Annotated in this window: 20 protein-coding genes; 7 read left to right on the plus strand and 13 right to left on the minus strand. The window is 63.6% G+C overall.

What is annotated here, in order from left to right:
• From KF821_03035 to KF821_03055, 5 genes are read right to left on the minus strand one after another with little or no spacing between them, the layout of a single operon-like run.
• Positions 1 to 1,515, minus strand: a complete 1,515-nt coding sequence (locus KF821_03035; protein ID MBX3004785.1) for a hypothetical protein — start codon at positions 1,513 to 1,515, stop codon at positions 1 to 3.
• Positions 1,512 to 3,476 carry a hypothetical protein gene (locus tag KF821_03040; GenBank protein MBX3004786.1) on the minus strand — a complete coding sequence of 655 codons (1,965 nt, stop codon included), beginning with the start codon at positions 3,474 to 3,476 and terminating at the stop codon, positions 1,512 to 1,514. Before KF821_03040 ends, KF821_03035 begins: the two co-directional genes overlap by 4 nt.
• On the minus strand, positions 3,473 to 4,696 hold the full coding sequence (locus KF821_03045) for a DUF2029 domain-containing protein (protein ID MBX3004787.1): 1,224 nt from the start codon (positions 4,694 to 4,696) through the stop codon (positions 3,473 to 3,475). The genes KF821_03040 and KF821_03045 overlap by 4 nt, the downstream gene beginning before the upstream one ends.
• Positions 4,693 to 5,298 carry a class I SAM-dependent methyltransferase gene (locus KF821_03050; GenBank protein MBX3004788.1) on the minus strand — a complete coding sequence of 202 codons (606 nt, stop codon included), beginning with the start codon at positions 5,296 to 5,298 and terminating at the stop codon, positions 4,693 to 4,695. Before KF821_03050 ends, KF821_03045 begins: the two co-directional genes overlap by 4 nt.
• Positions 5,299 to 6,750, minus strand: coding sequence for a hypothetical protein (locus KF821_03055; GenBank protein MBX3004789.1), 1,452 nt, complete (start codon positions 6,748 to 6,750; stop codon positions 5,299 to 5,301).
• Between the two features lie 103 nt (positions 6,751 to 6,853).
• Between KF821_03055 and KF821_03060 the strand changes: the two genes are divergently transcribed.
• From KF821_03060 to KF821_03070, 3 genes are all read left to right on the plus strand, one after another.
• Positions 6,854 to 8,407, plus strand: coding sequence for a hypothetical protein (locus tag KF821_03060; GenBank protein ID MBX3004790.1), 1,554 nt, complete (start codon positions 6,854 to 6,856; stop codon positions 8,405 to 8,407).
• A gap of 74 nt (positions 8,408 to 8,481) precedes the next feature.
• The gene (locus tag KF821_03065; GenBank protein MBX3004791.1) at positions 8,482 to 8,814 is read left to right on the plus strand and encodes a PadR family transcriptional regulator; all 333 of its coding nucleotides are present in this window, start codon (positions 8,482 to 8,484) and stop codon (positions 8,812 to 8,814) included.
• Entirely contained in the window at positions 8,811 to 9,341 is a 531-nt protein-coding gene (locus KF821_03070) for a PspC domain-containing protein (protein ID MBX3004792.1), read from the plus strand. Before KF821_03065 ends, KF821_03070 begins: the two co-directional genes overlap by 4 nt.
• Positions 9,342 to 9,390: 49 nt before the next feature.
• On the opposite strand, the gene KF821_03075 is transcribed toward KF821_03070, so the two are convergent.
• Complete coding sequence (locus KF821_03075) at positions 9,391 to 10,638, minus strand: sigma-70 family RNA polymerase sigma factor (GenBank protein MBX3004793.1); 1,248 nt, start codon at positions 10,636 to 10,638, stop codon at positions 9,391 to 9,393.
• A 206-nt stretch (positions 10,639 to 10,844) separates the two neighbouring features.
• Here KF821_03075 and KF821_03080 point away from each other — a divergent pair, with 206 nt between their 5' ends.
• Together KF821_03080 and KF821_03085 are read left to right on the plus strand one after the other, a co-directional pair.
• The gene (locus KF821_03080) at positions 10,845 to 11,147 is read left to right on the plus strand and encodes an antibiotic biosynthesis monooxygenase (GenBank protein MBX3004794.1); all 303 of its coding nucleotides are present in this window, start codon (positions 10,845 to 10,847) and stop codon (positions 11,145 to 11,147) included.
• Between the two features lie 138 nt (positions 11,148 to 11,285).
• On the plus strand, positions 11,286 to 13,640 hold the full coding sequence (locus KF821_03085; GenBank protein ID MBX3004795.1) for a sodium-translocating pyrophosphatase: 2,355 nt from the start codon (positions 11,286 to 11,288) through the stop codon (positions 13,638 to 13,640).
• An 832-nt stretch (positions 13,641 to 14,472) separates the two neighbouring features.
• On the opposite strand, the gene KF821_03090 is transcribed toward KF821_03085, so the two are convergent.
• From KF821_03090 to KF821_03100, 3 genes are read right to left on the minus strand one after another with little or no spacing between them, the layout of a single operon-like run.
• Positions 14,473 to 15,174: a class I SAM-dependent methyltransferase gene (locus tag KF821_03090; protein ID MBX3004796.1), complete on the minus strand. Its 702-nt coding sequence runs from the start codon at positions 15,172 to 15,174 to the stop codon at positions 14,473 to 14,475.
• Positions 15,175 to 15,176: 2 nt separating this feature from the next.
• A complete protein-coding gene (locus KF821_03095) occupies positions 15,177 to 15,959 on the minus strand; it encodes an ABC transporter permease (protein ID MBX3004797.1) in 783 nt (260 codons plus the stop codon).
• Positions 15,956 to 16,954, minus strand: coding sequence for an ATP-binding cassette domain-containing protein (locus tag KF821_03100; GenBank protein MBX3004798.1), 999 nt, complete (start codon positions 16,952 to 16,954; stop codon positions 15,956 to 15,958). Before KF821_03100 ends, KF821_03095 begins: the two co-directional genes overlap by 4 nt.
• 86 nt (positions 16,955 to 17,040) lie before the next feature.
• On the opposite strand from KF821_03100, the gene KF821_03105 reads away from it, so the two are divergent.
• Both KF821_03105 and ndk read left to right on the plus strand, forming a co-directional pair.
• On the plus strand, positions 17,041 to 20,199 hold the full coding sequence (locus tag KF821_03105; protein MBX3004799.1) for a tetratricopeptide repeat protein: 3,159 nt from the start codon (positions 17,041 to 17,043) through the stop codon (positions 20,197 to 20,199).
• Positions 20,200 to 20,279: 80 nt separating this feature from the next.
• Positions 20,280 to 20,735 carry a nucleoside-diphosphate kinase gene (ndk, locus tag KF821_03110; protein ID MBX3004800.1) on the plus strand — a complete coding sequence of 152 codons (456 nt, stop codon included), beginning with the start codon at positions 20,280 to 20,282 and terminating at the stop codon, positions 20,733 to 20,735.
• Between the two features lie 98 nt (positions 20,736 to 20,833).
• Here the strand turns inward: ndk and KF821_03115 are convergent, their stop codons facing one another.
• The 4 genes from KF821_03115 to KF821_03130 all read right to left on the minus strand — a co-directional run bounded on the left by KF821_03115 (position 20,834) and on the right by KF821_03130 (position 23,013).
• Positions 20,834 to 21,091 (minus strand): hypothetical protein, encoded by a 258-nt coding sequence (locus tag KF821_03115; protein MBX3004801.1) that lies wholly within the window; start codon positions 21,089 to 21,091, stop codon positions 20,834 to 20,836.
• A 395-nt stretch (positions 21,092 to 21,486) separates the two neighbouring features.
• Positions 21,487 to 21,831, minus strand: a complete 345-nt coding sequence (gene rsfS, locus KF821_03120; protein MBX3004802.1) for a ribosome silencing factor — start codon at positions 21,829 to 21,831, stop codon at positions 21,487 to 21,489.
• Positions 21,832 to 21,834: 3 nt separating this feature from the next.
• On the minus strand, positions 21,835 to 22,413 hold the full coding sequence (gene thpR / locus KF821_03125) for an RNA 2',3'-cyclic phosphodiesterase (GenBank protein ID MBX3004803.1): 579 nt from the start codon (positions 22,411 to 22,413) through the stop codon (positions 21,835 to 21,837).
• Positions 22,414 to 22,416: 3 nt separating this feature from the next.
• A complete protein-coding gene (locus KF821_03130; GenBank protein MBX3004804.1) occupies positions 22,417 to 23,013 on the minus strand; it encodes a nucleotidyltransferase family protein in 597 nt (198 codons plus the stop codon).
• Positions 23,014 to 23,142: the final 129 nt, after the last annotated feature.

Consider the following 23,142-nt stretch of genomic DNA (forward strand, 5'->3'; position numbering starts at 1 on the left):
TTACGGAAGCCGGAAAATGCGCGTATCGCCCACCTCCCCCAGGAATTGCAAACTGCTCAATAACGGCCCAGCGCGGTAGATCGCATCCCAACTGGGCTGGTGATTGGCCTCCAGTATCAATAGGCGCGCATCATAGCGTTGGGCGGCCTGCCCGGCCGGCCCTGGCCCCCCATGCGGGATCACGATCGCTGGTCGGCCGCTGGCCAGGCTGAAGCCAGCCGGGTTATTGACCAGTACACGCGTCTCAGGTGCAATGCCCCAGGCGTCCAGCTGCTCGGCCACCTCAACGTAGTGGCGGTAGCCCGCGTCCCAGGCGCCGTGGCTCACGCGCACTTGCACGGCATACGCACTCAGCGCCAAGGCTAAGCCTAAAACCCCCAGCGAAAAGATATGCCCGGCGCGAGTGAGCTCCCAACCGCGCCGCGCCGCGCCCCACTCCAACGCAGCGTGCAACCCCGCCGCGGTCAGCGCCCAGACCAACGGCTGCAGGGCCGCGGCGGCGTGGAAGAAGCCACCGCGCGCCCCAGCAAACGGAAAGATGAGGCTGAACACCAGCAACAGTGCCAGCCAGGCCAACGCGCCAGTTTGCACGGCCGCATGGCGGCGCAGGCGCCAGGCGCCCCACACCACCAGCGGTGCCAAAGCCACCAGGCCGCTGACGACCAGTGTGCTGGCCAGGTTCTGGCCCAGCGCACTGGCGCGCGCCGCCACGATCGCCGGCCAACCGCTGGCCAACCAATGTTGCAGGCTGAGTTGGCTGGCCGGATAGCTGAATAACTCGTCGTAATTCGTCAGCCACAGCCCCAGGCTGCCGCCCGGCGCCAGTGGGCTGCCGAAGGCGGCCAGGTTGCGCAGCCACCAGGGCGCCATCACCGCGCTGTAGCCAGCCATACTGAGCCACACCCCTCGCCGGGGTACCAGCCGCCAGGCGGCCCACAGCGCCAACAGCAGCCACAGTGGTCCCTCGGCGCGGGCCAGATGTAGCAAGCCAGCCAGCGCGCCGAGTGCCACGGCCTGCCAGGCCGTGCGCAGGCCACCGGCCAGCCGCACGAAGAACAGCGCGCCGAGCAGCATGGCCAGCGCGAAACTGTCGGTGGTGGCAATGTACGGCAGATAAAAACCGGGCAGCAGCGCCAGCCAGCCGGCCAAACGCGCCGAGCCACGCCGCCCGGTGAGTTGCATGCTGAGATACGCGCTCAGCGGCGGCAGGCTGGCGGCAGCCAATAGAAACACACTGCGCGCCCCCCACCAGCCGCCCAGCCAACGCAAGCCGGCCGCGGCCAGCAGCGCGGGCAGCGGCATCCAATAACTGTGTGCCGGATGCGGCAGCCCGGCGGGCGCATCGAGATAATTCCAGAGGATGTTTTCTCGCAAGCCAGCGCCTGCCGCCAGCGTCTGCCCGGAGAGCAGGTAATACTCCGCATCCATGTAGCCGGGCGAGTGCTGCAGCGTGGCCACCACCAGCGCCACCAGCAAGCCCAAGCCGAACAGTATCCAATAGTCTTTGCGCGTCATGGCTGTAACCGGTAGAGCACGTAATCTTCGTTGAAGTTTTCCACGACTGGCAAGCTGCCCAGCGTGTCTTCCACTACTTGCAAGTTAAACGTATGGAAGTGCTGCGGGTCAGCATAGACGAACTGCGCCCCCAGGCGATAGTAGAGCACATAGGCATAGCCTTCGGCGCGCCAGCGCGCCAATACTGCCGCCGGCGAGCCACTGACCTGCAGATCGTGCGGCCAACGATCGATGATCTCATCCGGCTCACAGTTGGGCAGGCAGGCCCAGCCGCGCGTCTCCCATAGCATCAGGGTGCGCCCGTCCTCTGGCAGGGCGGGCATCACCAAGGCATACAAGCCGAGATTGCGCTGGCTGTAGGCCTGATCATCCAGCGCCCCGCTCCACCAATCGAGTACGCCACGCTGCACCAGGCCCAGGCTGCTGCCCAACGCGCTGAGCGCCAAGGCCAGCAGGGTGCTGGCGGCGGCCAGCCGCCCCACGCGCACCGCGCCCAGCCGCAAGCTCTGCGCTTTTTCGAACCCGAATGCCGCCAGGGTAGCGAAGGCAGGGAATAAGCTGAAGTACAGGTGGCTGCGGATCAAGTGCCCGGTCAGCCGCCCGGCCAGCGCCCAGACGAACAAGCCGCCCAGTGCCACGATGACGCTGCTGCGTTTCAGGCTGTGCGCCGCGGCTGGCACGCCAGCGGGCAGCAGCGCCAGCAGGCCAAACAGCAACAGCAGCGGGCCGAGCGAGGTTTCGTAGCCGGCCGCGTTGCCAATGTGCCCGCCTTCGATGCCCAGCCAGGTGGCGCGGAACGGCAAGAGCAGCGCATCCAACCAGTTGCCCTGGGCGGCAAAGCCCTGATAGTAGCCCAGGCGGATGGCATCCATCTCGCCGCCCGGCAACAGCAATGGGTAAAACGGGTTGCCTGTGGCCAGCGCGTTGCGTAGCAGCCAGGGCGCCGCGCACAGCAACGCCGCCGCCAGGTAGCGCAGCAGCGCACGCCAATCCGGTTTGCCGGCGAGCACAAACACCAAGCCGCCGAGGGGTGCATAGATGCCTGCGGTGTACTTGCTGCCAAAGGCCAACCCACACAGCACGCCCGCCCACAGCGCCCAACGCGCTTGGCGTTGGCGCAGCCACAGCTCAAGAAAGAACAGCACACCCCAGCCCATCAGCAGGCCGGGCCAATCCACATAGGCCGAGCTGAGCGCAGTGACCAGCGAGGCGCCGCTGAGCAAGGCGGCCAGCGCCACCCAGGCGGCCCGCGCCGAAAGCTGCTGGCTCAACTGGCCCAGCAAGCCCAATGCCGCCAGCAGCCCCATGCCCCAGGCCACTACCGCGCCCTGGGTGGCACCCAACGCCGCAGCCCAGGTCATCAGCATGTGCACCACCTGGGGGAAGCCCCAATACATGATCTCGCTGAGATAGCCCACCTGGCCATTGGCGATGTACAACTTGGGCAAGCTGAGATGATAGACCAGGGCATCGAAGGCCAGCGGCGGCGCCAGCGCCACCAACAAGGCCCCGGCAAAGATCAGCGCGCACAGCCCGGCCAGCAGGCGCCCCAGGCGGCCACTGGCCGCCCACAGCGTCGCCAGGCTGGCGGCATCCTGCCACCAGCTCGCCAGAGAGCGGCGCAGCAGGCCCAGTACTATCGCCAAAGCGGCCCAGGCCACCCAGGCCTGCGTGCCGATCGAGGAACCCAATAGCAAATAGAGAAAGCTCAGCATGCCCAAGCCCAGCGCAGCGCGCACGGCCAGGCGTGCCAGCGGGGCGGCGTCTAGCGCGCCGAGCAGGCGCGTGCCCAGCGCCCCAGCGGCGGAGAAGAGCAGGCCGGTGCACAGCAGATCACGCCCGGCGCGTGCCAGCTGCACGGCAAACTGCGGCGTGAACGGGCGGTGGAAGGCGTAGTAATAGGCCAGACCAAACGCCAGCCACAGCAGCACGCCCAGCGCCAACCAGGGGCGCGCCTTCATGCCGCCACCCCACGCCGGTGCAGCAACCACCAGCGCAACCAATACAAATTCAGCAGCAAAAATACCGGCGCGGCCAATAGCAAACTAAGATGTTCACGAAACTGGGTTTGCTCCTGCGGCAAGGTAGCTAAGAACAATGCCCATAGCCCCACAAACAGCACCGGTAAAAAGAACCAGGTGGCGTGCACCTGGCGCGTACGCCGCTGCCACAAGGCCAGCAACCAAATGATCACCGGTAACAAGATGACATGGTTGGAGCTGGTGGAGGGCAGGCCGACCAAGGGGCTAAGCACCAGCGTCACGCAAGCCGTCCACAAAAACCAATCGAAGGGCTGTTGGCTGGCATTGACCCATTCATAGAATAGGAGCAAGCCCAGCGCGGCACTTACCAGCAGCCCCGCTGTATGGCCGGCATCCCCCCACCATTGCGTGAAGGCCCCCAATAGCGTGCCGGGCGGGGTGTAGCCAGTGTAGGCGAGGAGTTGCAACAGGTTCTGCGCCAGCCATTGGGGCTCCAGCGCGGTGCTGATGCCCACCAGTGCCAGCAGGCTAAGCACAAAAGACACCACAACGCCGCGGCGTTTTTGTGACAACGCCCAACTGAGGGTAAACAGGAGCAAGAGCGCCACCATTTGCGGCTTGATCGTGCTGAGCGCCAAGAGCAGCCCGGCGGCACCATCACGTCCGCGGCGCAACGCCCACAATCCCAGGGTGACGAACAAAGTCACCAGGATCGAAGCGTTGCCATCCACCAGGGGCTTGGCACTGTGAAACCACACCATGGCAAACACCAGCACGGCCACCAGCGGCCAGCGCCCGGGGCGCCAGCCGGTGAGCGCCAGCGCGGCGAGCACCGTAGCGGCCAGCGCCATCTCCTGAGCGGTGATCCACAGGGCGCGCGCCAACGGATAATCGGGTACCAGCGCAAACGGCGCAAAGACCAACATGGAGTAGAACGGATACGCAAACAGCGCCTGGTCCTCATCGGCCTCGGCGGCCCGCCCATACATACGGTCGTGGATCGCCGCGGTGGTGGCGGCGCTGTACGGACTATCGCCCTCGGTGAGGAACATGCGCGTGCCCACCCAGCGCGGCAAAAAATCATTGCCGCCGGGGCTGGTGCGCGTGAAGCGCAAGTTCACCACGTTTAGAGCCACGCCGAGCAGCGCCAGCAGCGCCAGGCCCGCCGCCAGCCGCGGCCAGGCTATAGGTGTTTTCATCGTTCGGCCTGGGCCCATAGATTCATGCCCAACTCAAAACTGCCCTGCTGGATCTGCCGCGCGGCAAACCCAGCCTCCTCTAACTGCTGGCGCAGCCGTTGCGGCGTGTAGGCAACCACGTGCTCGTCGATCTCCACGCGGCTGAGCAAGCCGTAGCGCGCCATCGCCGCCAGCAGCCCTGCGGTCCAGCCGGCCGGCGTGGTGAGGATCAGCCGGCCGCCAGGATGCAGGGCGCGGTGCGCCTCGCGCAGCAGGCTGGCCAGGCTGTGCGGATGGAGGTGCTCCGCCACTGCCAGCAAAGTGATCACGCTCATTTGGCCGTCCTCGAAAGGCAAGTGGGCATCTTCATTCAAATCGCGCACCAGCCATTCGATCTGAGTATCCGGCTCAAGCGGTGGCAATTGGTCGAGGGCAAATTTGTGCTTGAAGGCGGTGGTGGCGAGAAAATAACTGTGGCGGCCACAGCCGATATCTAAAATGGCGCCTTGGCGCAAGGCCGCGGGAATGAGCGCATTGGCCTTGGCGGCGCGCCAACGCGCCAGATACGGCTCAAGCAGCCCACGGCCGCGCGTGCGTGGCTGGGCGAATGATGCCGCGCTCATTTATTGCCTTTCGAACAGGCGCGTATGCTCATCTTCATACAAGAGTTGCCATCCCACGGTGGGCAACAGTTTGCTCAACGCCCAACTGGGCTCCAGCAGCACGGTTTGCACCTGGCGCTGCGCCAGCTTGCTTTGCCAGCCCGGTTCGGCAGTGGCGATTGCCAGCCATTCACTCAAGACAGCATCCCCATACAGATCCGTGCGCCCATCGGCAAACACGGGCGTGCCAGGCAGCGCCCACAGCAGGTAACCGCCCCAATTATACGAATTGAACATTGCCCCGCGTGGCGGAGCGCTTTGCAGGTAGGCCACCGCGCCCAGCGGCAACTGGCTGCGCAGGGCGCGCCAGTTGGCCTCCGCCGGCAGGGTCAGCGTGGCCTTGGCGGCTAGCGCCGCCAGGGCCAGCAGCAGCAGCAAGCTGTTGAGCAGTGCCTGCGGGCGCGTGGGCGGCGAATGGGTATCCAAACGCTGCTCGGCACGCAGCAGCCCCTCCGGCAGGTAGCGGCTGAGCACCAACGGGGCTGCCAGCGAAAACAAAGCGATATTGCGCCCGGCCAGCAAGCTCAGCGCGCCCAGCACCCCCAGCAGCAAGACGTCATAGGCACTGGGGCGCGTGGGCGCGTACTGCATCGCCAGCAAGCTGAGGGCGAACAGGGCCGCATAGGGCCAGATGCGCGCTTCATGGAAATTGGGCGATTGCCACTCCTGAATATAGCTGCGCAGCACATCCATTCCCACGGTATCAAAGGGGTAACGCAGCATGCGCAGCCCGGCCGGGTTGAGGCACACCGCCAGCAGCATGCCCGCCGCGGCGGCCGCAACCAACCAGCCTTGGCGACGCCACAGCTCAGCGAAGGCGGGGCGCGCCGGAGTGCGCAGCCATTCAATCGATAGCGCCAGCGCATACACGCCGAGCAAGATGAACCCGACGATGAAGCCGGGGTGGCTATTGGCCCACAGCAGCATCACCAGTGGCAACCACAGCAAGCGGCGCACCTGGCCGCGGCGGGCGGCTTCCAGCAGCCACAGGGTCAGCGCGCTGAAGACAAAGCTCCACAAATACGGCCGCGCCGCCCAATACACCGCCGAGCTGGCGGCGGCCAGCACCAGCAGCGCACCGCGCACGAACAGGCCGCCGCGCGGCATGGCAGCGTAGACAAAGCCGAAGGCCAGCGTCACCAGCGCCGCCACCCATAGGTTGAGCCCGGCGAAGCCGAAGGTGGCGAACAGCGCCGCCATTTGAATTTCGCTCAGCCAGGCGGCGCTGGGATACAGCCAGGCGGCGCCGGCGCGTGTATGCGAATAGCTATCCGTTTGGGGAACCTGCCCCGTCTGCAAGATCTGGGCGCCGGTGCGCAGATGCCACCAAGTGTCGCTGTCGCTGGAGATGCGCAGCGCCATGGCAAACACGGCCAGAAAACTGAGCACAAGCAGCAGGCGCCGGAATGACATCTCTCTATAGTAATGGCTAATTCAGTGCGGCGGGCGATTGGGCCCAGCAAATACCGATGCCGATTTGCAGATTAAATGTCGGTTTCGTTTTACCATTGCGAGCATGTGGCGCAAATCCAGCACCTGGCTATTGATCGGCCTTTTCGTTCTCGCAGTGGCGGCGCGCCTGATCCCCGGCGAACGCATCATCGATGATGCCTACATCACCTTCCGCTATGCGCGCAACCTGCTCGCCGGGTATGGCTTCGTCTACAACCCCGGCCAGCCGGTGCTCGGCACCACTACGCCGCTGTTTACCTTCCTGCTAGCGTTGCTGGCGCTGCCCTTCGGCGGTGCGCAGGCCAACTTTCCACTGATCGCAGTGCTGGTTTCGGCGCTGGCGGATGGCCTGGGCGTGGTGCTGCTGTTCAAGATCGGCCAGCGCCTCGGCTCGCCGGCGGCTGGCCTGGCGACGGCACTGGCTTGGGCGATCGCGCCGTTCAGCGTGACCTTTGCCATCGGTGGCCTAGAGACCAGCACCTACATGCTGCTGCTGATCGCACTGCTATGGGCCTATTTGCACCAACGCATCGTGCTGGCCGCCTCGCTGGGCGCGGCGGCCATCCTCACCCGGCCCGATGCGGTGCTGCTGGTTGGCCCGGTGCTGCTGCACTACTTCCTGCGCGCCCAACCGCGCCCCTGGCAGGCCGGCTTCTGGCGCAGCAACGCCAAAGCCATCGCCACCTTTCTGCTGCCGCTGCTGGCCTGGGCGCTGTTCGCCTGGCTGTACTTCGGCAGCCCGGTGGCGCAATCGGTAGCCGCCAAGAGCAATGCTTACCTGGTGGCGCCGATGGATGCATTCATTCATCTGCTGCAGCACTATGGCATGCCCTTTGTTGAGTACGAGACTTTCACCACGCGCTGGCTGTACCTCGGCCTGTGGCTGTATCCGTTCCTCAGCCTGGTGGGCACGCTGTACGCGGCGCGGCGCGAGCCGCGTAGCCTGCCGTTTGCACTGTTCCCCTGGTTGCACTTCATTGTGTTCGCGGTCTCTAACCCCTTGCTGTTCCGCTGGTATCTGGCCCCGCCGCTGCCCTTCTACATTTTGTTCATCGCGCTGGGCGTGCAAAAGATCGCCGCGGACTTGCTGCCACGCATCGCCGCTCCCCGCCGGCTGGCGCCACTGGGCGCGCTGTTGGTAGCGCTGCCCTTCCTGTTCAACCTGCACGGGTGGGCACGGTATCCGGACCCGCCCTCAGCGCGCCCCGCGCCCAAAATGGCCTGGCAGCGCGCCGAGGAGGTCTACCGTGAGGCGGTGGCCTTCATCCAGCCGCGCCTGCCCGCCGAGAGCCAGTCGATCGTGGTGGCCGCCGGGGATGTAGGCGTGCTGGGCTATTTTCTGGATGTATGCATTCTGGATCTGGTAGGCCTGAACTCCAAAGAAACCCTGCCCTACTATCCGCTGGATGCTGCCATGTATGGAGATTTTGTCTACGCCGTGCCCCCGGCCCTGATCCGTGACCAGCAGCCTGACTATGTCGTGATCCTGGATCTGTACGGGCGCGCCAGCCTGCAACAAGATGCTGATTTTCTCGCCAGCTATACGCTGGTGCAATTCTTCCCGCGCGAGATTTACGGGCCCGAAGGCGGGCTGCAAGTCTTCCAACGCAATCCCTAAGCCGTCGATTCGCTTTCGCAAAACCCACTTGACACACCGGTTCAAACTATGGTACCTTTATTCAAGAAGGTACTATGGCTGAGACAGACGCAAAACTCGCACCGCTACGCAAAGGCTTGCTGGAATACCTGTTGCTGGTGATCGTTTCCGCTGGCAAGGTCTACGCCGCCGATATCCTGCAGCGCCTGAGCACGACCGACTTTGCCACCCAGGAAGGCACGCTGTACCCGCTGCTGAGCAAACTACGCCGCGAAGGTTTGCTCGACTACGAGTGGCACGAATCGGAGGCCGGCCCGCCACGCAAGTACTACACCCTTACCCCCGCCGGGCGCAAGCAACTGGCCGAGTTCCATGCCTACTGGGGGCAACTGACCACGCTGATCGACACCTTAGGAGAACGAAAGTGAAGAATTTGATCCTGATTACGCTGAATGGCTACCCTACCCGCTTCACCGCTGAGCCAGCCGCTTATGAGGCACTGCAAACCTATCTGCAGCAGGCCAGTAATGCGCTGGCAGAAGATGCCGACCGTGCCGAGGTGCTGCGCGACCTGGAGCAATCCATCGGCGAAAAGCTGGCGGCGCGCCTCTCCACACCGGAGCAGGTGGTGCAGCCCGAAGACATTCGCGCCGTGCTGGCAGAGATTGGCCCAGTCGGCCACGGCCCAGCCAGCCCGGATAGCAAGACGGGCAAAGCTAAAAGGCGCCGGCCGCTGGTGCGCATCCAAGAGGGCCAAGACATCCTTGGAATTTGCCTGGGGCTTTCGGCTTACTCGGATATCAATGTGGATTGGATACGCACAATTTTCATTGGATTGGCGCTGGTGACCGGCGGGGTGTTCATCCTCGTCTACTTCGCCGCGGCCTTCTTCCTGCCGGTGGTCGTGACTCGCGAAGAGTACATCGCGAGCTATGGGAGAAACTCACTACAGTAGTGCAGAGCCAGCCAACAAAAAAGGCGCCTCACCGGCGCCTTTTTTATGCTTAGTTCTCGCCCAAGTATTCTTTGAGCTTCTTGCTGACCACGGGATGGCGCAAGCGGCTGAGCGCCTGGGCTTCGATCTGGCGCACGCGCTCACGCGTCACGCCCATCTTGCTGCCCACCTCTTCGAGGGTGTAGGCCTGGCCGTCGAGCAGGCCATAGCGCAGTTGCAGGATGCGCACTTCGCGCGGGGGCAGGCCATCGAGCACTTCGCCGAGGTGCTGGCGCAGCAAGTTGTAGGTAGCCGAGTCATCCGGGGCCGGCGCTTCGTGATCTTGGATGAAGTCACCCAACACGGAGTCTTCTTCATCATCGGTGGGCGTCTCGAGCGAGAGCGGGCGGCGCGCCACCTGGATCATATTCTCCACCTTCTTGGCGGGCACATCCAGCGCCATAGCGAGCTCTTCCACCGAGGGTTCGCGGCCCAGGCGCTGGGTGAGCTGGTGCTGCACACGCAGCAGCTTATTGATCTGGTCACCCATGTGAACTGGCACGCGGATCGTGCGGCCCTGGTCAGCAATCGCACGCGTCACCGCCTGGCGAATCCACCAGGTGGCGTAGGTGCTGAATTTGTGGCCGCGGCGGTAATCGAACTTCTTGGCGGCGCGGATCAGGCCAATGTTGCCCTCCTGGATCAGATCCTGGAAGGGCACACCACGCCCCATGTATTTCTTGGCTACGCTGATCACCAGACGGCTATTGGCCGTGATCAGGTGCTCACGGGCGGCCCAGCCATCTTCAATGTTGAAGCGGTACTTGTTGCGCTGGGTTTCGTCCATACGGGCGGTGGCCAGCACCTCGCGGGCGATGCGCCCCTTTTCGATGCGCTTGGCCAGGCTAACTTCTTCGGCGGCGGTGAGCAGCGGTACGCGGCCGACCTCTTTGAGGTACAGGCCGATCATGTCATCGGTATCGATATTGGCGAGGTAGTTATCATCCGCCTCACGTTGGCGGCGGCTCTCGCTTTCTTCTTCTTCAATATCGTCGTCGCCGCTCATATCGGCGTCAACGGCGGGTTCCAGGCCCTCAGGGTCATCCACATAGGCCACACCGGCGCCTAGCAGGGCGGCAAAGGCCTCTTCCAGTTTATCTACATCGCGCTCAGCTTCAGGGAAAAAGTTGAGAATGTCGTCAATCGTAACGTACCCTTGTTTACGGCCAAGCTCGATCAAACGGACAACAGCAGGATGGTCACGGTCTTGATCATGATCATTTTCAACAATATCGCTTAGGAGTTTTTCGTTCAGCACTACAGGACGCTCTTTTCGCTTGCAGACCTCACCGGGGACGGGGCATAAAAAGCCAGCAACCGGGGGCTGTTGCTGGGCGTTTTTAACTTCCGAGTGGACAGTCACTATACAGCGAATCAAAGTGAGGAGTCAATAAGTAAATCTTTTTTGCCCCAAATGAGTGTTAGGAGTGGGCAATTGCGGCAGCACAGCCTATAATTGCTGCGATGTCCTACGGACTCCACGGGAAATTTACCGCTACGCCTGGAAACGGCCCGGCCTTGCTGCAGATCCTGCTGCAGGCGGCTGAGGGGCTGCGCCAGAACGCCGATTGCCTGATCTACCTGGTGAGCAGCCAGCCGGGTGAGCCGGATGCGGTCTGGGTCAGCGAAGTATGGACCAGTCAGGCCGCCCACCAGGCCTCACTGGGTGACGAAGCGACCCGCACGCTGATCGCCGAAGCGCGCCCGCTCATCGCGGCGATCTCTGACCGCGTGGAACTGGCTCCGCAGGGCGGCAAGGGCCTGTAAGCCACCCCTGGCGGGGCGCTTGACGCAAAGCCTAACCACAAATTACAATCCATCCTTGCACGCCTAACCAAGCGCCGTGGGCCACTCGCCTCGGCGCTTTTTAAGGAAAGCACAACATTTCACTCAGGAGTTATTTGCATGTATGAATTAGGTTTGACCAGTTTTGAGGTCGGAGCGATCTGGGCCGTCTTGGCTGTGGCCCTGCTGGGCCTGGCGTACGCCCTGTGGCTGCGCAAGGAAGTGATGGCGGCTGACGCCGGCACCCCCAAGATGCAGGAAGTATGGGGCGCCATTCGTGACGGCGCCAACGCCTACCTGGGCCGCCAATTGCGCACGATCATCCCCTTGATCGTGGTGCTGACGGTGGCGATGTACCTCTCGGTGGCGATCGTGCCCCCCACCCCCGAAGCGATCGAGCGCTTCCACACCCTGAGCCCGGAGCAGGTGCGCACCACGATTGGTGTCGGCCGCGCGGTCGGCTTCATCATGGGTGCGGTGTTCTCGCTGCTGGTGGGCCAGATCGGCATGCGCATGGCGGTGAACGCCAACGTGCGCGTGGCCTCTGAGGCGCGCAACTCCTTCGGGGGTGCGCTCAAGATCGCTTACCGCGCCGGCACGATCACCGGCATGCTGACCGACGGCCTCGGCCTGTTGGGTGGCACGCTGATCTTCATCTACTTCGGCATCGCCGCGCCGGATGCGCTGTTGGGCTTCGGCTTCGGCGGCACGCTGCTGGCACTGTTCATGCGCGTGGGCGGCGGTATCTACACCAAGGCGGCCGATGTGGGCGCTGACCTGGTGGGCAAGGTGGAGAACGACATCCCCGAGGATGACCCGCGCAACCCGGCCGTGGTGGCTGATCTGGTGGGCGACAACGTGGGCGACTGCGCCGGTATGGCCGCAGACATCTTCGAGTCGTATGAAGTGACCATCGTGTCTGGCTTGATCCTGGGTGTGGCGTTGCATGCACTCACTGGCCACATCGAATGGATCATCTATCCGCTGATCGTGCGTGGCATCGGTGTGCTCTCCTCGATCATCGGCACCTATGTAGTCAAAGCCGGCAAAGAAGGCAACGCCGCCAAGGCGATGAGCGCCATCTTCAGTGGCTTCATGTCCTCGGCTGCCATTTCCGTGGTGCTGTTCTTCACCGCGGCGTTCTTCTACCTGAAGGATGCGGGCTTGCCCGGTGGCTGGTGGCGCACTCCCGCTGCGGTGGGTATCGGTGTGCTGCTGGCGATCCTGATCGACCGCATGACCGAATACTTCACCGGCACGCACCAGAAGCCGGTGGATGAAATCAAGAAGGCGGCGGACACTGGCCCGGCCACCCTGATCTTGCAGGGTCTGGCGGTGGGCTATGAGTCTTCCGTGTGGGCGGCGGTTGTGATCGCGGCCACCATCTTCTCCTCGATCCTGATCTTCGGTGGCATTGGCAGCACCGCCGCCGAGACGATCACCTACATCCTCTACGGCGTCGCCATGACCGGTATCGGCATGCTGACGCTGACCGGCAACAACGTGGCGATGGACTCCTTCGGCCCGATCGCCGACAACGCCAACGGCATCGGTGAGATGTCGTGGAGCGGCAAGGGCGACAAGAGCACCAAGAAGGCCCAGCAGATCATGGCCGACCTCGACGCGGTGGGTAACACCACCAAGGCGATCACCAAGGGTGTAGCCATCGGCTCCGCCGTGATTGCGGCGGTGGCGCTGTTCGGCTCCTACCTGGTGGACGTGAGTCGGGCGCAGGCCGCCGCGGGCGTGCCGCTGGCCGAACAGATCCAATCCATCGGTATCCGCATCGATGTGCCCCAGGTCTTCGTGGGTATGCTCATCGGTGGCGCCCTGCCCTGGTTGTTCTCCTCCTACGCCATTCAAGCGGTCAGCCGCGCGGCAGCCCTCATCGTTGAGGAATGCCGCCGCCAGTTCGCGCGTGGCGTGCTGAAGGGCAAGGTCAAGCCGGATTACAAGCAGGCCGTCAACATCTCCACCAGCGCCGCTCAGAAAGAGTTAGTGCCGCTGGCCGTGTTGGCCGTGGTCACCCCGATCCTGTTGGGCTTGCTGCTGGGCGTGAACGCGCTGGGCGGCTTCCTGGCGGGCATTATCCTCTCCGGCCAACTGCTGGCGGTGTTCATGAACAACGCCGGTGGCGCCTGGGACAATGCCAAGAAGCTGATCGAAGATGAGCCCAAGACCCCCAAGAAGAACCTGGGCAAGGGCTCTGAACGCCACAAAGCCAGCGTGGTCGGTGACACCGTAGGTGACCCGATGAAGGACACCGCCGGCCCGGCCTTGAACCCGATGATCAAGGTGGTCAACCTGGTCTCGGTGATCATCGCCCCGATGGTGGTGCAGATCGAGAAACTCGGCCCGGGTGAGTGGGCTGCCGCGGCCGTGATGGTTGCGCTGCTGGCCTGGTCGATCCTCTCCAGCAAGAGCACGGCCAAAGTGGCCGCTGCTCCCGCCAAGAAGAAAGCCGCCCGCAAGTAAAGGCAGGCAGGTTTACGGAAACCAAAAAGCCCCGCTGCAGTGCAGCGGGGCTTTTTTGTGCGTACAGGAGTGAGCAAGGGTGAGCAGCAGAAGCTAACCACAAAGTTGCTAATCATACTGTGACTAAGCTGTCATTCCGAGCGTAGCGAGGAATCCTTTAGGCCCCACCAAAAGGAGGCCTGCTTGCAATGGCCTAAAGGATTCCTCCTCGCGGCTACGCCGCTCGTTCGGAATGACAAAATTTACTACTTGTGTTGTAGTCAAACTCAGCGTGACTAAGTGAGCAGAGCGCAGTACGCGATTTGTATTGGCGCAGCACACTTCCTCATTTCCGTCATTGCGAGGATTGCGCTGCGCAGCAGCGCTGACGAAGCAATCCCCAAGCCTGTTTTAATCCTACGCGCGCGGATTGCTTCGTTGTTCAGTGGCTAGCGCCACTTCACTGCGTCGCAATGACAGGAACCTACTTGGGCGTAGCATGCTATGCCCCTACTCCAAAGCCGTCATTCCGAGCGCAGCGAGGAATCCTTTAGGCCACACCAAAAGCAAGCCTGTTTGTGATGGCCTAAAGGATTACTCCTCGCGGCTGCGCCGCTCGTTCGGAATGGCAAAATTTGTTAATTGTGTTGTGGTCAAACTCAGCGTGACAAGTGAGCATCGCAGTACGCGCTTTGTATTTGCGCAGCACACTTCCCTATTTTCGTCATTGCGAGGATTGCGCTACGCAGCAGCGCTGACAAAGCAATCCCCAAGTCTGTTTTAAGACTACGCGTGGGGATTGCTTCGTTGTTCAGTGGCTAGCGCCACTTCACTGCCTCGCAATGACGGGAATTCAGCCTTGAGTCTCAGGCGCCGCCTTGGTGCCTCCGCCGTACCAGAAATAATTCGAGGTCGTCAGGATCTCGCCCAGGATGCCGTGGGTGGCTAGGAGCGCTTGCAACTCTTCGGGCTGGTAGAAAACCTTGACGATCTCGAACTGGCGGCCATCGTTGAGCTTGCGTGTATGGCTATACCCGGCCGGGTCGTAATCGGCATGATCGCGGGCATTGGAGCTGTTTTCTGGCAGCGAATCGACCATGAAGAGGTGCCCGCCGGGGCGCAGCGCCTGTGCCACTGCGGCGAGGAAAGTATCCAGGCGGGCCGGCGGCACATGCGAGAGCCAGAAACCGAAGAACACCAGGTCATACTGGCGCTCGGCCTGCCAGGCAAACAGATCGGCTTGCGTGTAGCGCACTGCCGGCTGGCCAACCTTGTGGCGGTTGATCGCCAGCATCTCCGGCGAGGCATCCACTACATCGAGCTGGCGCGCCTGGGCGGCCAGTTGCCGCGTCCAGTTGCCGGTGCCGGCCGCCAGCTCGAGCACCTCCTCCTGCGGCCCAAGGGCGGCCAGCGCCTGCCGCACCTGCGCCACTTCGGCAAACCACTGGGCATTCAGCTCAGGGCCACGGTCGTAGCGCCCGCGGCGCTCGAACCATTCGTCGTATTCGCCGGCGCGGGCACGGTAGTATGCGATCTGTTGTTGCAGGTCTGGCATATTTAGCCCTCCTGCTTGCTGAAGGCGCGCACTGCCGGCACAAGAAACAACACAAAGAAGCCCAACAGTACGAGCCCATCCACACTCCAAGGATGCAGGCGGCTGGCGGCCAGAAACTCCGCTGGTGCCGTGGCGGCCAAGGCCACCTGGCGCAACGCATCGGTGGCATAGGCCATTGGGTTGGCGCGTACGAGCACATTCATCCAGGCTGGCAGCCCGGCCAGTGGAAACAACGCGCCGGAGAGCAAGAACAGCGGCATCATCAGGAAGTTGATGACGACGTTGTAGCCCTCAATGCCGTGCAGGCGCGTGGAGAGCAGCAAGCCCAGCGCGGTGCACACCGCGGCCAGCACGGCCATGATGGCGATGAGCTGGGCTACCTGGCCCAGGGTGAGCGGCAGGCCGAGCAGCCAGGCCAGCGGCAGGGTCAGCACGCCTTGCAGCAACGCGATGGTGCTACCGCTGGCTACCTTGCCCAGTGCTACGGCCAAGCGCGGCGCCGGCGAAACCAGCACCTCTTTGAGGAAGCCAAACTCGCGGTCATACACTACCGAGATGGCGGTGAACAGTGCGGTGAACATGATCGTCAGGCCGATCACGCCTGGGTACACAAAAGCGGTGAAGCTCACCCCGCCGATGGAAGCCGTGCCGGACAGCAGGCTGGAGAGGCCGGAACCAAAGATGGCCAGGTAGAGCAGCGGCTGCGCCAGCGAGGTAACGATGCGCGAACGATTGCGCAAAAAGCGCGTGAGATCCCGCAGCCAAATCGTATACAGCGCGCTCACCGGGCACCTCGCGGGCGGCGCCCCATGCGGCCGCGCCGGCCAAGCGCTTCGGGCGCGGCTTCGGGTGGCTCGGCGCGAATGGCACGGCCAGTAAGTTTGATAAACACCTCTTCCAGCGAAGGGCGGCGCAAGTTGACCGCCTGCACGGTGTGCCCGGCGTTCTCCAGTTGTGCCACTACTTCAGGAATGCGGCGCGGCCCGTCAGGGGTCTCCAGCGCCAGGCCTGCGGCCTCCTGGCGGGCGGCCACACCGTGGGCCTGCAGCACGCGCTGGGCTGCGGCGACATCCGCCACCTGCACATGCAGCACATCGCCGCCCAGTTGTGCTTTCAGCGCAGCGGGGCGATCCAGCGCCACCAACCGGCCGCCATCCAGGATCGCCACCCGGTCACAGCCTTCGGCCTCCTCCAGATAATGCGTAGTGAGAAAGATGGTCAGCTCAGTTTGCTGGCGCAGGCACGCTAGGTACTCCCACATGGCGTGCCGCGTTTGAGGATCCAGCCCCACGGTGGGCTCATCCAAGAAGAGCACCGTGGGCTGGTGCAGCAGGCTGCGGGCCAGCTCCAGCCGGCGGCGCATGCCGCCGGAGAAGCTGCGCACCGGGTCATGCTGGCGCTCGGTCAACTCCACCAGCGCCAGTAACTCGGCGGCGCGGCGGCGGAACTCAGCGCGCGGCATGGCGTAGATGCGCGCGTGGAAATCGAGATTCTCCCAGGCGCTGAGCTGCTCATCCAGGCTGGGGCCTTGGAACACAACGCCGATCTGGCGGCGTACTGCGCTGGCCTGCTGCACGACGTCAAAGCCGGCCACCCGCGCCGAGCCGCGGCTGGGCCGCAGCAAGGTGGTGAGTAGGCTCAGAGTGGTGGTTTTGCCGCCGCCATTGGGACCGAGCAGCGCGAACAATTCGCCGCGGGGCACGCTGAGGTTAAGCGCTTGCACCGCCTGCAGCTCCCCATAGCTGCGGCTAAGGTCATTGGTTTCGATTGAAATGCCCATGCGGCGAATGATACTCCTGCACGGGAAATTAGTCCCGCTCGCTTGCATGTACGCCCCTAAAATGGCATACTACCCTCCCAAAGCGCATGGGAACTACAAGCTTACGTGACTATTGTGCTGCCATTGAGCAGCTGATCGACTCCAATCAGGTCGAAGATGCCCTGGCGCACTGCCGCCATGTGCTCAAATCTCACCCCAAGAACATCGCCATTTACCGTCTGATGGGCAAGGCCTATCTGGAGAGCAAGCGCCATAGCGAAGCCAGCGACCTGTTCCAGCGCGTGCTGTCCTCGGTGCCGGATGATTTTGTTGCCCACATCGGCATGAGCATCATCCGCGAAGACGAAGGCAATCTGGATGCGGCGATCTGGCACATGGAACGCGCCTTCGAGTCCCAGCCCTCCAACAAGGCCGTGCAAGGTGAAGTGCGCCGCCTGTATGGCGCACGCGAGGGCTACGAGCCGCCCAAGGTGCGCCTGACGCGCGGCGCGCTGGCGCGCATGTATTCGCATGGCGATCTGTACAACCAGGCGATCAGCGAACTGCGCAACGCGCTGGCGGAAGACGCCCAGCGGCCGGATCTGCAGGTCTTGCTGGCGGAGATGTATTTCAAAAACAACCAGCCGGCCGAGGCCAGCGAGGTCTGCACCCAGATCATCCAAAAGCTGCCTTATTGCCTGTACGCCAACCGCGTAATGGTGGATATCTTGCGCAGCCAGCAACGCGATGGTGAAGCCGGCCCCTACTGGGAACGCGTCACCGAGCTGGATCCTTACGCCGCCCAGGTGAGCACGCTGAAGGACCCGGAGCAAGTGCCGGCGGAGAGCGTGCAGATCGAAGCGCTGGAACTGGACACGCCGATGCTGCTCGGTGCACCTGCAGCGGGCGAGGCGCCCGCCGAAAAAGAAGAATTGCCTGATTGGCTCTCGGCCAGCGATAGCGAGCCAGACGCCAGCGTAGAGGGCCGCGAAGATTCGTTGATGAGCAGCCTGGAAAGCCTGGAGCCCAACCCGGTCGCCAGTGATGTGTTTTCTGACGATGCGGCGCGGGATGAGGGCGAAGCGCCGCTGCCCTTCCAAACCGGCGCGCTGCAGCCCGATGAGATTCCGGATTGGCTGCGTGAGTTGCGCCCGGCAGGCAGCTCGCCGCCTGCGCCAGCCGCCGAACCGCAGACCCCGCCGGCCAAACGCTGGACCGAAGAATTCAAGCAAGCCGGCTTCGGCCCCAGCCAACCGCTCGATCTAGGTGAGAGCGGCGAGGCTGACGCCCCGGCCAACGCGGCTAGCGCCAGCCCCGAGCCTGACCCTGAAGTAGAGCCTACGCGCCACCCCACCGGCTGGTTGCCCACCGGCGAGCTGCGTTGGATGGACACCGCCTTCACCGATGAAGATGGCGCAGAAGCGGAACCTGGTGCAGCCAGCGCCCCCCCTACTGGCGATCTGTCTGCTGCGGCCGGCCCATTTAGCGAGGATGCCAACACCGCCAGCGTTCCTGATTGGCTGGCTGAGCTGAACGAGGCCGAGCTAGCCCATACCCAACCCACCCGGCGCGTTGGCAGTGCGCCCGCCTTCGCCGAGGACGAACCGGCCAGTGATGACGCCGCGCCGGAACTTGAACACAGCGCTGAGCTCAGCGATAGCCACTCTGGCGCAGATGCGGCAAGCGGCAACGATAGCGATTGGTTGAATGCCCTGCAAGCTGAAGCTGGCATGCAGGCGGATAGCGAAGCGGAGCCTGAGGCTGCCCCTGAGCCAGACGAAGCCGCCAGCCAGCGCCTCGACGCGCTGACCAGCCCCACCCCGCAAGACGAAGAGCAAGATACGCTCAACTGGCTGGAGGGCCTGGCGGCGCGCCAGGGCGCGGCCGAAGACGAACTGCTCACTGATCCGGCAGAGCGCCACACCGACAAGCCCGCCTGGTTGCAAGCAGAGGCGAGCACCCCGGCGGTACCTGCGCAGGAGAACCGCAGCGAAACGCTGAACTGGCTGGACGAGCTGGCTGCCGCCGCAAGCGAAGTTGACGCAGCGACCCAGGCAGACGAACTGAGCTTCGAGGCACCCGCCGCGGGCGAAGGCGATGCGGCGCAGGAAGTAGACTGGCCAACCCGCGCAGGAACGGCAGAGACTGCCTGGGCGTCGGATGCGCAAGAGGGCGAGGCGCTACGCTCGGCTGAGGACACACTGCGCGCCGAAGATTCACCCTTTAGCCAGGAGCCTGAGGTGCCGGATGAAGCCAGCCCTGCGGCTGACAACAGCAACGAGTACACCACGCCGGGCTGGCTTCGCCAACTGGCCCAGGAAATGGAAGGCGGCGCGGCACCCAGAAGCCAACCGGTAGCGCCGCGCCCATTGGAAGAGGCGCCCGAATGGCTCAACGAGCTTGACCCGGATGCCTTGCCCGCCGGTCCAGCGGAAGAAATGCCCAGCCCGGCGCAATCGCAGCCCGCAGCAGAAGCGTACCTGGCAGATAGCGACGCAACCGCCGACGAAGAAGAATTTGAAATCGCCGCAGGCCAAAATTCGCCTGCCCGGCAGAGTGCTGATGAGTTCACCCAGAGCGAAGCCCCTCTAGCAGAGGATACGCGGCTGGAAGAGACATTTAGCGAGAGCTCTTTCAGCGCGGCGGAAGACGAGCCGGACGCGGAAGCGCCCGCGCCGGCAATCGAGCCGCGTTGGGTGCCCGCCCGGCAGCTGGATGAGCCAGCTGCCGAGAGCAGCACGCCTGACGAAGCGGTCGAGGCCCCGGTGCAGCACGAGGCGGCACCCCGGGCGGACGACTGGCAAGCCAGCACAGCAGACCTGGAAGAGGCCGCGCAGCTGCCCGCGCCCATGCGCGCAGCACAACCGGCGGAGCCTAGCACGCAGGCGGAAGCCGAGGCTGAGAGTGAGCCTGCCCCTGAGCCTGAGCCGCTGGCGGAGCCGGCGTTGGCCGCGGCCAGCGGCGTACCGGCGGCGCAGCCGCCGCGCCGGCGTGCCCGCGGCCTGTCGGCCGAGGAGCAGGAAGATCGCCTGGCGCAGGCGCGCCAAGCGCTCAACTATGGCAATCTGGAAGACGCCGCGGAAGGCTACAGCTATTTCTTGCGCCGGCGCCTGCGCCTGGATGACATCATCGCTGATCTGCGGGCGGCCTCACGGCGCTTCCCGCGTCAGGTGGCGGTGTGGCAAACCCTGGGTGATGCCTATATGCGCAACGATCAACTCACCGAGGCGCTGGATTGCTACACCCGCGCCAAAGCCTTGCTATAAAGACGCACCCTCAGCAAGTTGGTAAAATCCTGCTGCGAAGTTAACGCAGAAATCTATTCTGAGCATTTTTTGGAGGCACATTGGAACGCAGTTTAGTTTTGGTTAAGCCGGATGGCGTGCAACGCGCCCTGGTGGGCGAGATCATTGCCCGCCTGGAACGCCGCGGCCTACGCCTGGCCGGCGCCAAGTTCATGCAGGTGAGCAGCGCCCTGGCTGAGGAGCACTACGCCGAGCACAAGGGCAAGCCCTTTTACGCGGGCCTGGTGGAGTACATCACCTCAGCCCCGGTAATGGCGATGGCCTGGGAAGGCCCCAACGCGGTAGCGGCCATCCGCCAGACGATGGGCGCGACGCGCCCCACCGAAGCCGCACCCGGCACCATCCGTCACGACTTCGGCCTGGAAGTGGGCCGCAATCTGACCCACGCCTCAGACAAGCCGGAGACCGGTGAGCGCGAAGTGGGCTTGTGGTTCAAGGCTGAGGAGCTGGTGAGCTGGAACCGCGATATTGACAAATGGGTGTTTGAAGGCAGGTAAGCGCAACCATCGAGATAAAAACGGCCTCCGTGACGGAGGCCGTTTTTTTGTTGCTTAGTTAAGCTGCACAATATGCAAGGGGATCAGCCAGTCTGAACCTAGATCGGCGGGCACACCACGTTGTGCAAATTCTTCAACGGCTGGAGGCTCGGCCATTCGATCACGGGCATAGCCACGCTCTGGAAAATCCAGGCCGCATGCCAGGGGCCAAAAGACACATAAATAATTTTGCCCGGCATTCGCTGGCGCAAGGTGCCCCCGGCTCCTAGGGATTCTTCGATAACACTATACGGAGCGATACCCTCGATTGGTGCGTTGCCAAAGAAGATGGCCGTCTGCTGCGCAGTGTTTTGCATGCGAAAGGGGATGTTAATCGTTTGCACCGCCCGCTCGGCATCATAGCAACGATCTGATACTCACCCTCGAGCTGAATGAATGCGCCGCGGGGTAGCAGCACAATCTCTTCGATCAAGCAGGGAAAGCTATACGTGCCCCGGGTTGGGAGTAAGGGGAAACCCGAAAACTCGGAATAGGTAAAGCCAGTGATGCTGGTGCGCAGGGTAGGCGCCGGGGTTGGAGTTGGCGCCTGAGTGGCGGTGGCAGCCTCAGTGGGAGTTTGTGTAGGGAGTGCGGTGGCCGTGAGGGTAGCTTGCGGCGAAAGCGCAGCACAGGAGGCTAACAAAAAGCTGAGTAGGCCCACTAGCAATGAGTGTTGTTTCACGCCAACTCCGGCAGCCTGTGCAAGTGCGCGCTACTGTACGTGCAACACCACTTTAGCTTCGGCCCACAGATCTTCCAGGCGGTAATAGTCACGCTGGGAATGGGAAAAGAGGTGCACCATTACGCTGCCAAAATCGGCCAGCAGCCAGCCCTCGCCAGGCTTGCCTTCCAGGCGCGGCTTATAGCTCACCTGAGGGCGAATTTCATCGACGATGGCATCTTGCAGCGCCTTGAGGTTACGCTCACTGGTGCCAGAGGCAATCACGAAGTAATCGGTTATCGGCGCCTGCTCGCACAGGTCGAGCACCATAATGTCTTCGCCCTTCTTGTCTTCCAGAGCGTCTACGATCTTGCGAGCCAGTTCAAACGGTTCCACTACTCATCCTTTAGTGCTGCGCAACGAAGCACGCACCAGAGGATTATATACGGCGCCGCCCGCTTTGAGTTGACTTTCAAACAGCACCAGCTCGCCCAGCGTGGCGTTGAGCGCGGGCAGCGGGTGCGCTGCCAACGCCGCTGCCACGCCAGCCAACTGGGCCGGCGTGGCCTGGCGGCGCACGCGCGCCAGGGTGAGGTGCGGCATGAAGGGCCTTTCGGCGGCAGGCAGCCCGGCTGCCATGGCGGCCTGCTCCACCTGTGCCGCCAACGTGGCCAGTGCAGCGGGCGCATGCAAGCCGGCCCACAGCACACGCGGGTGCTGCACACCAGGGAAGGCGCCCAGTGCGCTCAGCTGCACCGCCAGTTGCACAGAGTGACCGGCGATGGTCTGCAACGCCTCACCGAGGGCAGCCGCCTGGCTGTGACGGATCTCCCCTAGAAATCTAAGCGTGAGGTGCATGTTGCGCGGCGGCACCCAACTTAGCGGCACGCCGCGCAGGCTAGACTGCAAGCCTGCGCTCAGGGCGGCCAGTGCACTGCGCAATTTTTCGGGCAACTCGAAGGCGATGAAGGCGCGCATACGCTAGCGCGGCTCCAACGTGCGCAATAGGCGGGCGTACTCTTCGGGGGTATCGACATCGATCGCCATCGAGCTATCCAACCAGGGAAACCAGGTAACTTGGTGGGTAGAGAACAGGGCGCGGCCGCCCATGTCTCCTTGCAGAGTGGCGAAATCAGGAAAGGTGCTGCGATCAAACAGCACGGGCATGCTGCGGCGGCCATCCACCAGGGTGGCGACGATGGGTGGCTGGTTGAAGGCGTGTTGCTCTTTGAGCGAATCGAGCAGGCGCACGGGCAACTGCGGCTGGTCGACCGCCATGAAGATGGCGGCGGCGGCATCGGCGGGCACCGCGGCCAGCCCCGCCTTCACGGAGCTGCTCTGCCCCGCGGCCCAATTGGGATTGTGCACCACCTGCACGGCCAGGCCGTGCAGGGCGGCGGTTACCTCGGCGGCGGCCGCCCCGGTGACGACGATCACGGGGCTGAGCTGCGCGGCCAGGGCGGTCTCGGCCACCTGGCGCACGAAGGGCGTGCCCTTCCAATCGAGCAGTTGCTTGGGTTGGCCGAGGCGGCTGGAGCCGCCGCCAGCCAGCACGATGCCCGCGACGCGTTCAGGCATGGGCTGCTCGCGTTCTGGCTTGGGGATTGCTTCGCTGCGCTCGCAATGACGGAAGAGGGACAGCGGTGTGGCGGCGCGCGTGCCTGGTTGCTACACCGAGCTTGGTTGCCAATCGATGCGGGTAGATTG

This window comes from Anaerolineales bacterium, assembly GCA_019637755.1.
GTDB lineage: Bacteria > Chloroflexota > Anaerolineae > Anaerolineales > UBA11579 > JAMCZK01.

What these genes read in the sequence shown, in the direction of transcription:
- KF821_03090 (MBX3004796.1), bottom strand. Translation starts at nt 15,174, where the DNA reads ATGCCAGACCTGCAACAACAGATCGCATACTACCGTGCCCGCGCCGGC.
- KF821_03050 (MBX3004788.1), bottom strand. Translation starts at nt 5,298, where the DNA reads ATGAGCGCGGCATCATTCGCCCAGCCACGCACGCGCGGCCGTGGGCTG.
- KF821_03080 (MBX3004794.1), top strand. Translation starts at nt 10,845, where the DNA reads ATGTCCTACGGACTCCACGGGAAATTTACCGCTACGCCTGGAAACGGC.
- KF821_03055 (MBX3004789.1), bottom strand. Translation starts at nt 6,750, where the DNA reads ATGTCATTCCGGCGCCTGCTGCTTGTGCTCAGTTTTCTGGCCGTGTTT.
- KF821_03040 (MBX3004786.1), bottom strand. Translation starts at nt 3,476, where the DNA reads ATGAAGGCGCGCCCCTGGTTGGCGCTGGGCGTGCTGCTGTGGCTGGCG.
- KF821_03115 (MBX3004801.1), bottom strand. Translation starts at nt 21,091, where the DNA reads ATGCAAAACACTGCGCAGCAGACGGCCATCTTCTTTGGCAACGCACCA.
- KF821_03045 (MBX3004787.1), bottom strand. Translation starts at nt 4,696, where the DNA reads ATGAAAACACCTATAGCCTGGCCGCGGCTGGCGGCGGGCCTGGCGCTG.
- KF821_03060 (MBX3004790.1), top strand. Translation starts at nt 6,854, where the DNA reads ATGTGGCGCAAATCCAGCACCTGGCTATTGATCGGCCTTTTCGTTCTC.
- KF821_03130 (MBX3004804.1), bottom strand. Translation starts at nt 23,013, where the DNA reads ATGCCTGAACGCGTCGCGGGCATCGTGCTGGCTGGCGGCGGCTCCAGC.
- KF821_03035 (MBX3004785.1), bottom strand. Translation starts at nt 1,515, where the DNA reads ATGACGCGCAAAGACTATTGGATACTGTTCGGCTTGGGCTTGCTGGTG.
- KF821_03105 (MBX3004799.1), top strand. Translation starts at nt 17,041, where the DNA reads ATGGGAACTACAAGCTTACGTGACTATTGTGCTGCCATTGAGCAGCTG.
- KF821_03065 (MBX3004791.1), top strand. Translation starts at nt 8,482, where the DNA reads ATGGCTGAGACAGACGCAAAACTCGCACCGCTACGCAAAGGCTTGCTG.
- KF821_03085 (MBX3004795.1), top strand. Translation starts at nt 11,286, where the DNA reads ATGTATGAATTAGGTTTGACCAGTTTTGAGGTCGGAGCGATCTGGGCC.
- KF821_03100 (MBX3004798.1), bottom strand. Translation starts at nt 16,954, where the DNA reads ATGGGCATTTCAATCGAAACCAATGACCTTAGCCGCAGCTATGGGGAG.
- thpR (MBX3004803.1), bottom strand. Translation starts at nt 22,413, where the DNA reads ATGCGCGCCTTCATCGCCTTCGAGTTGCCCGAAAAATTGCGCAGTGCA.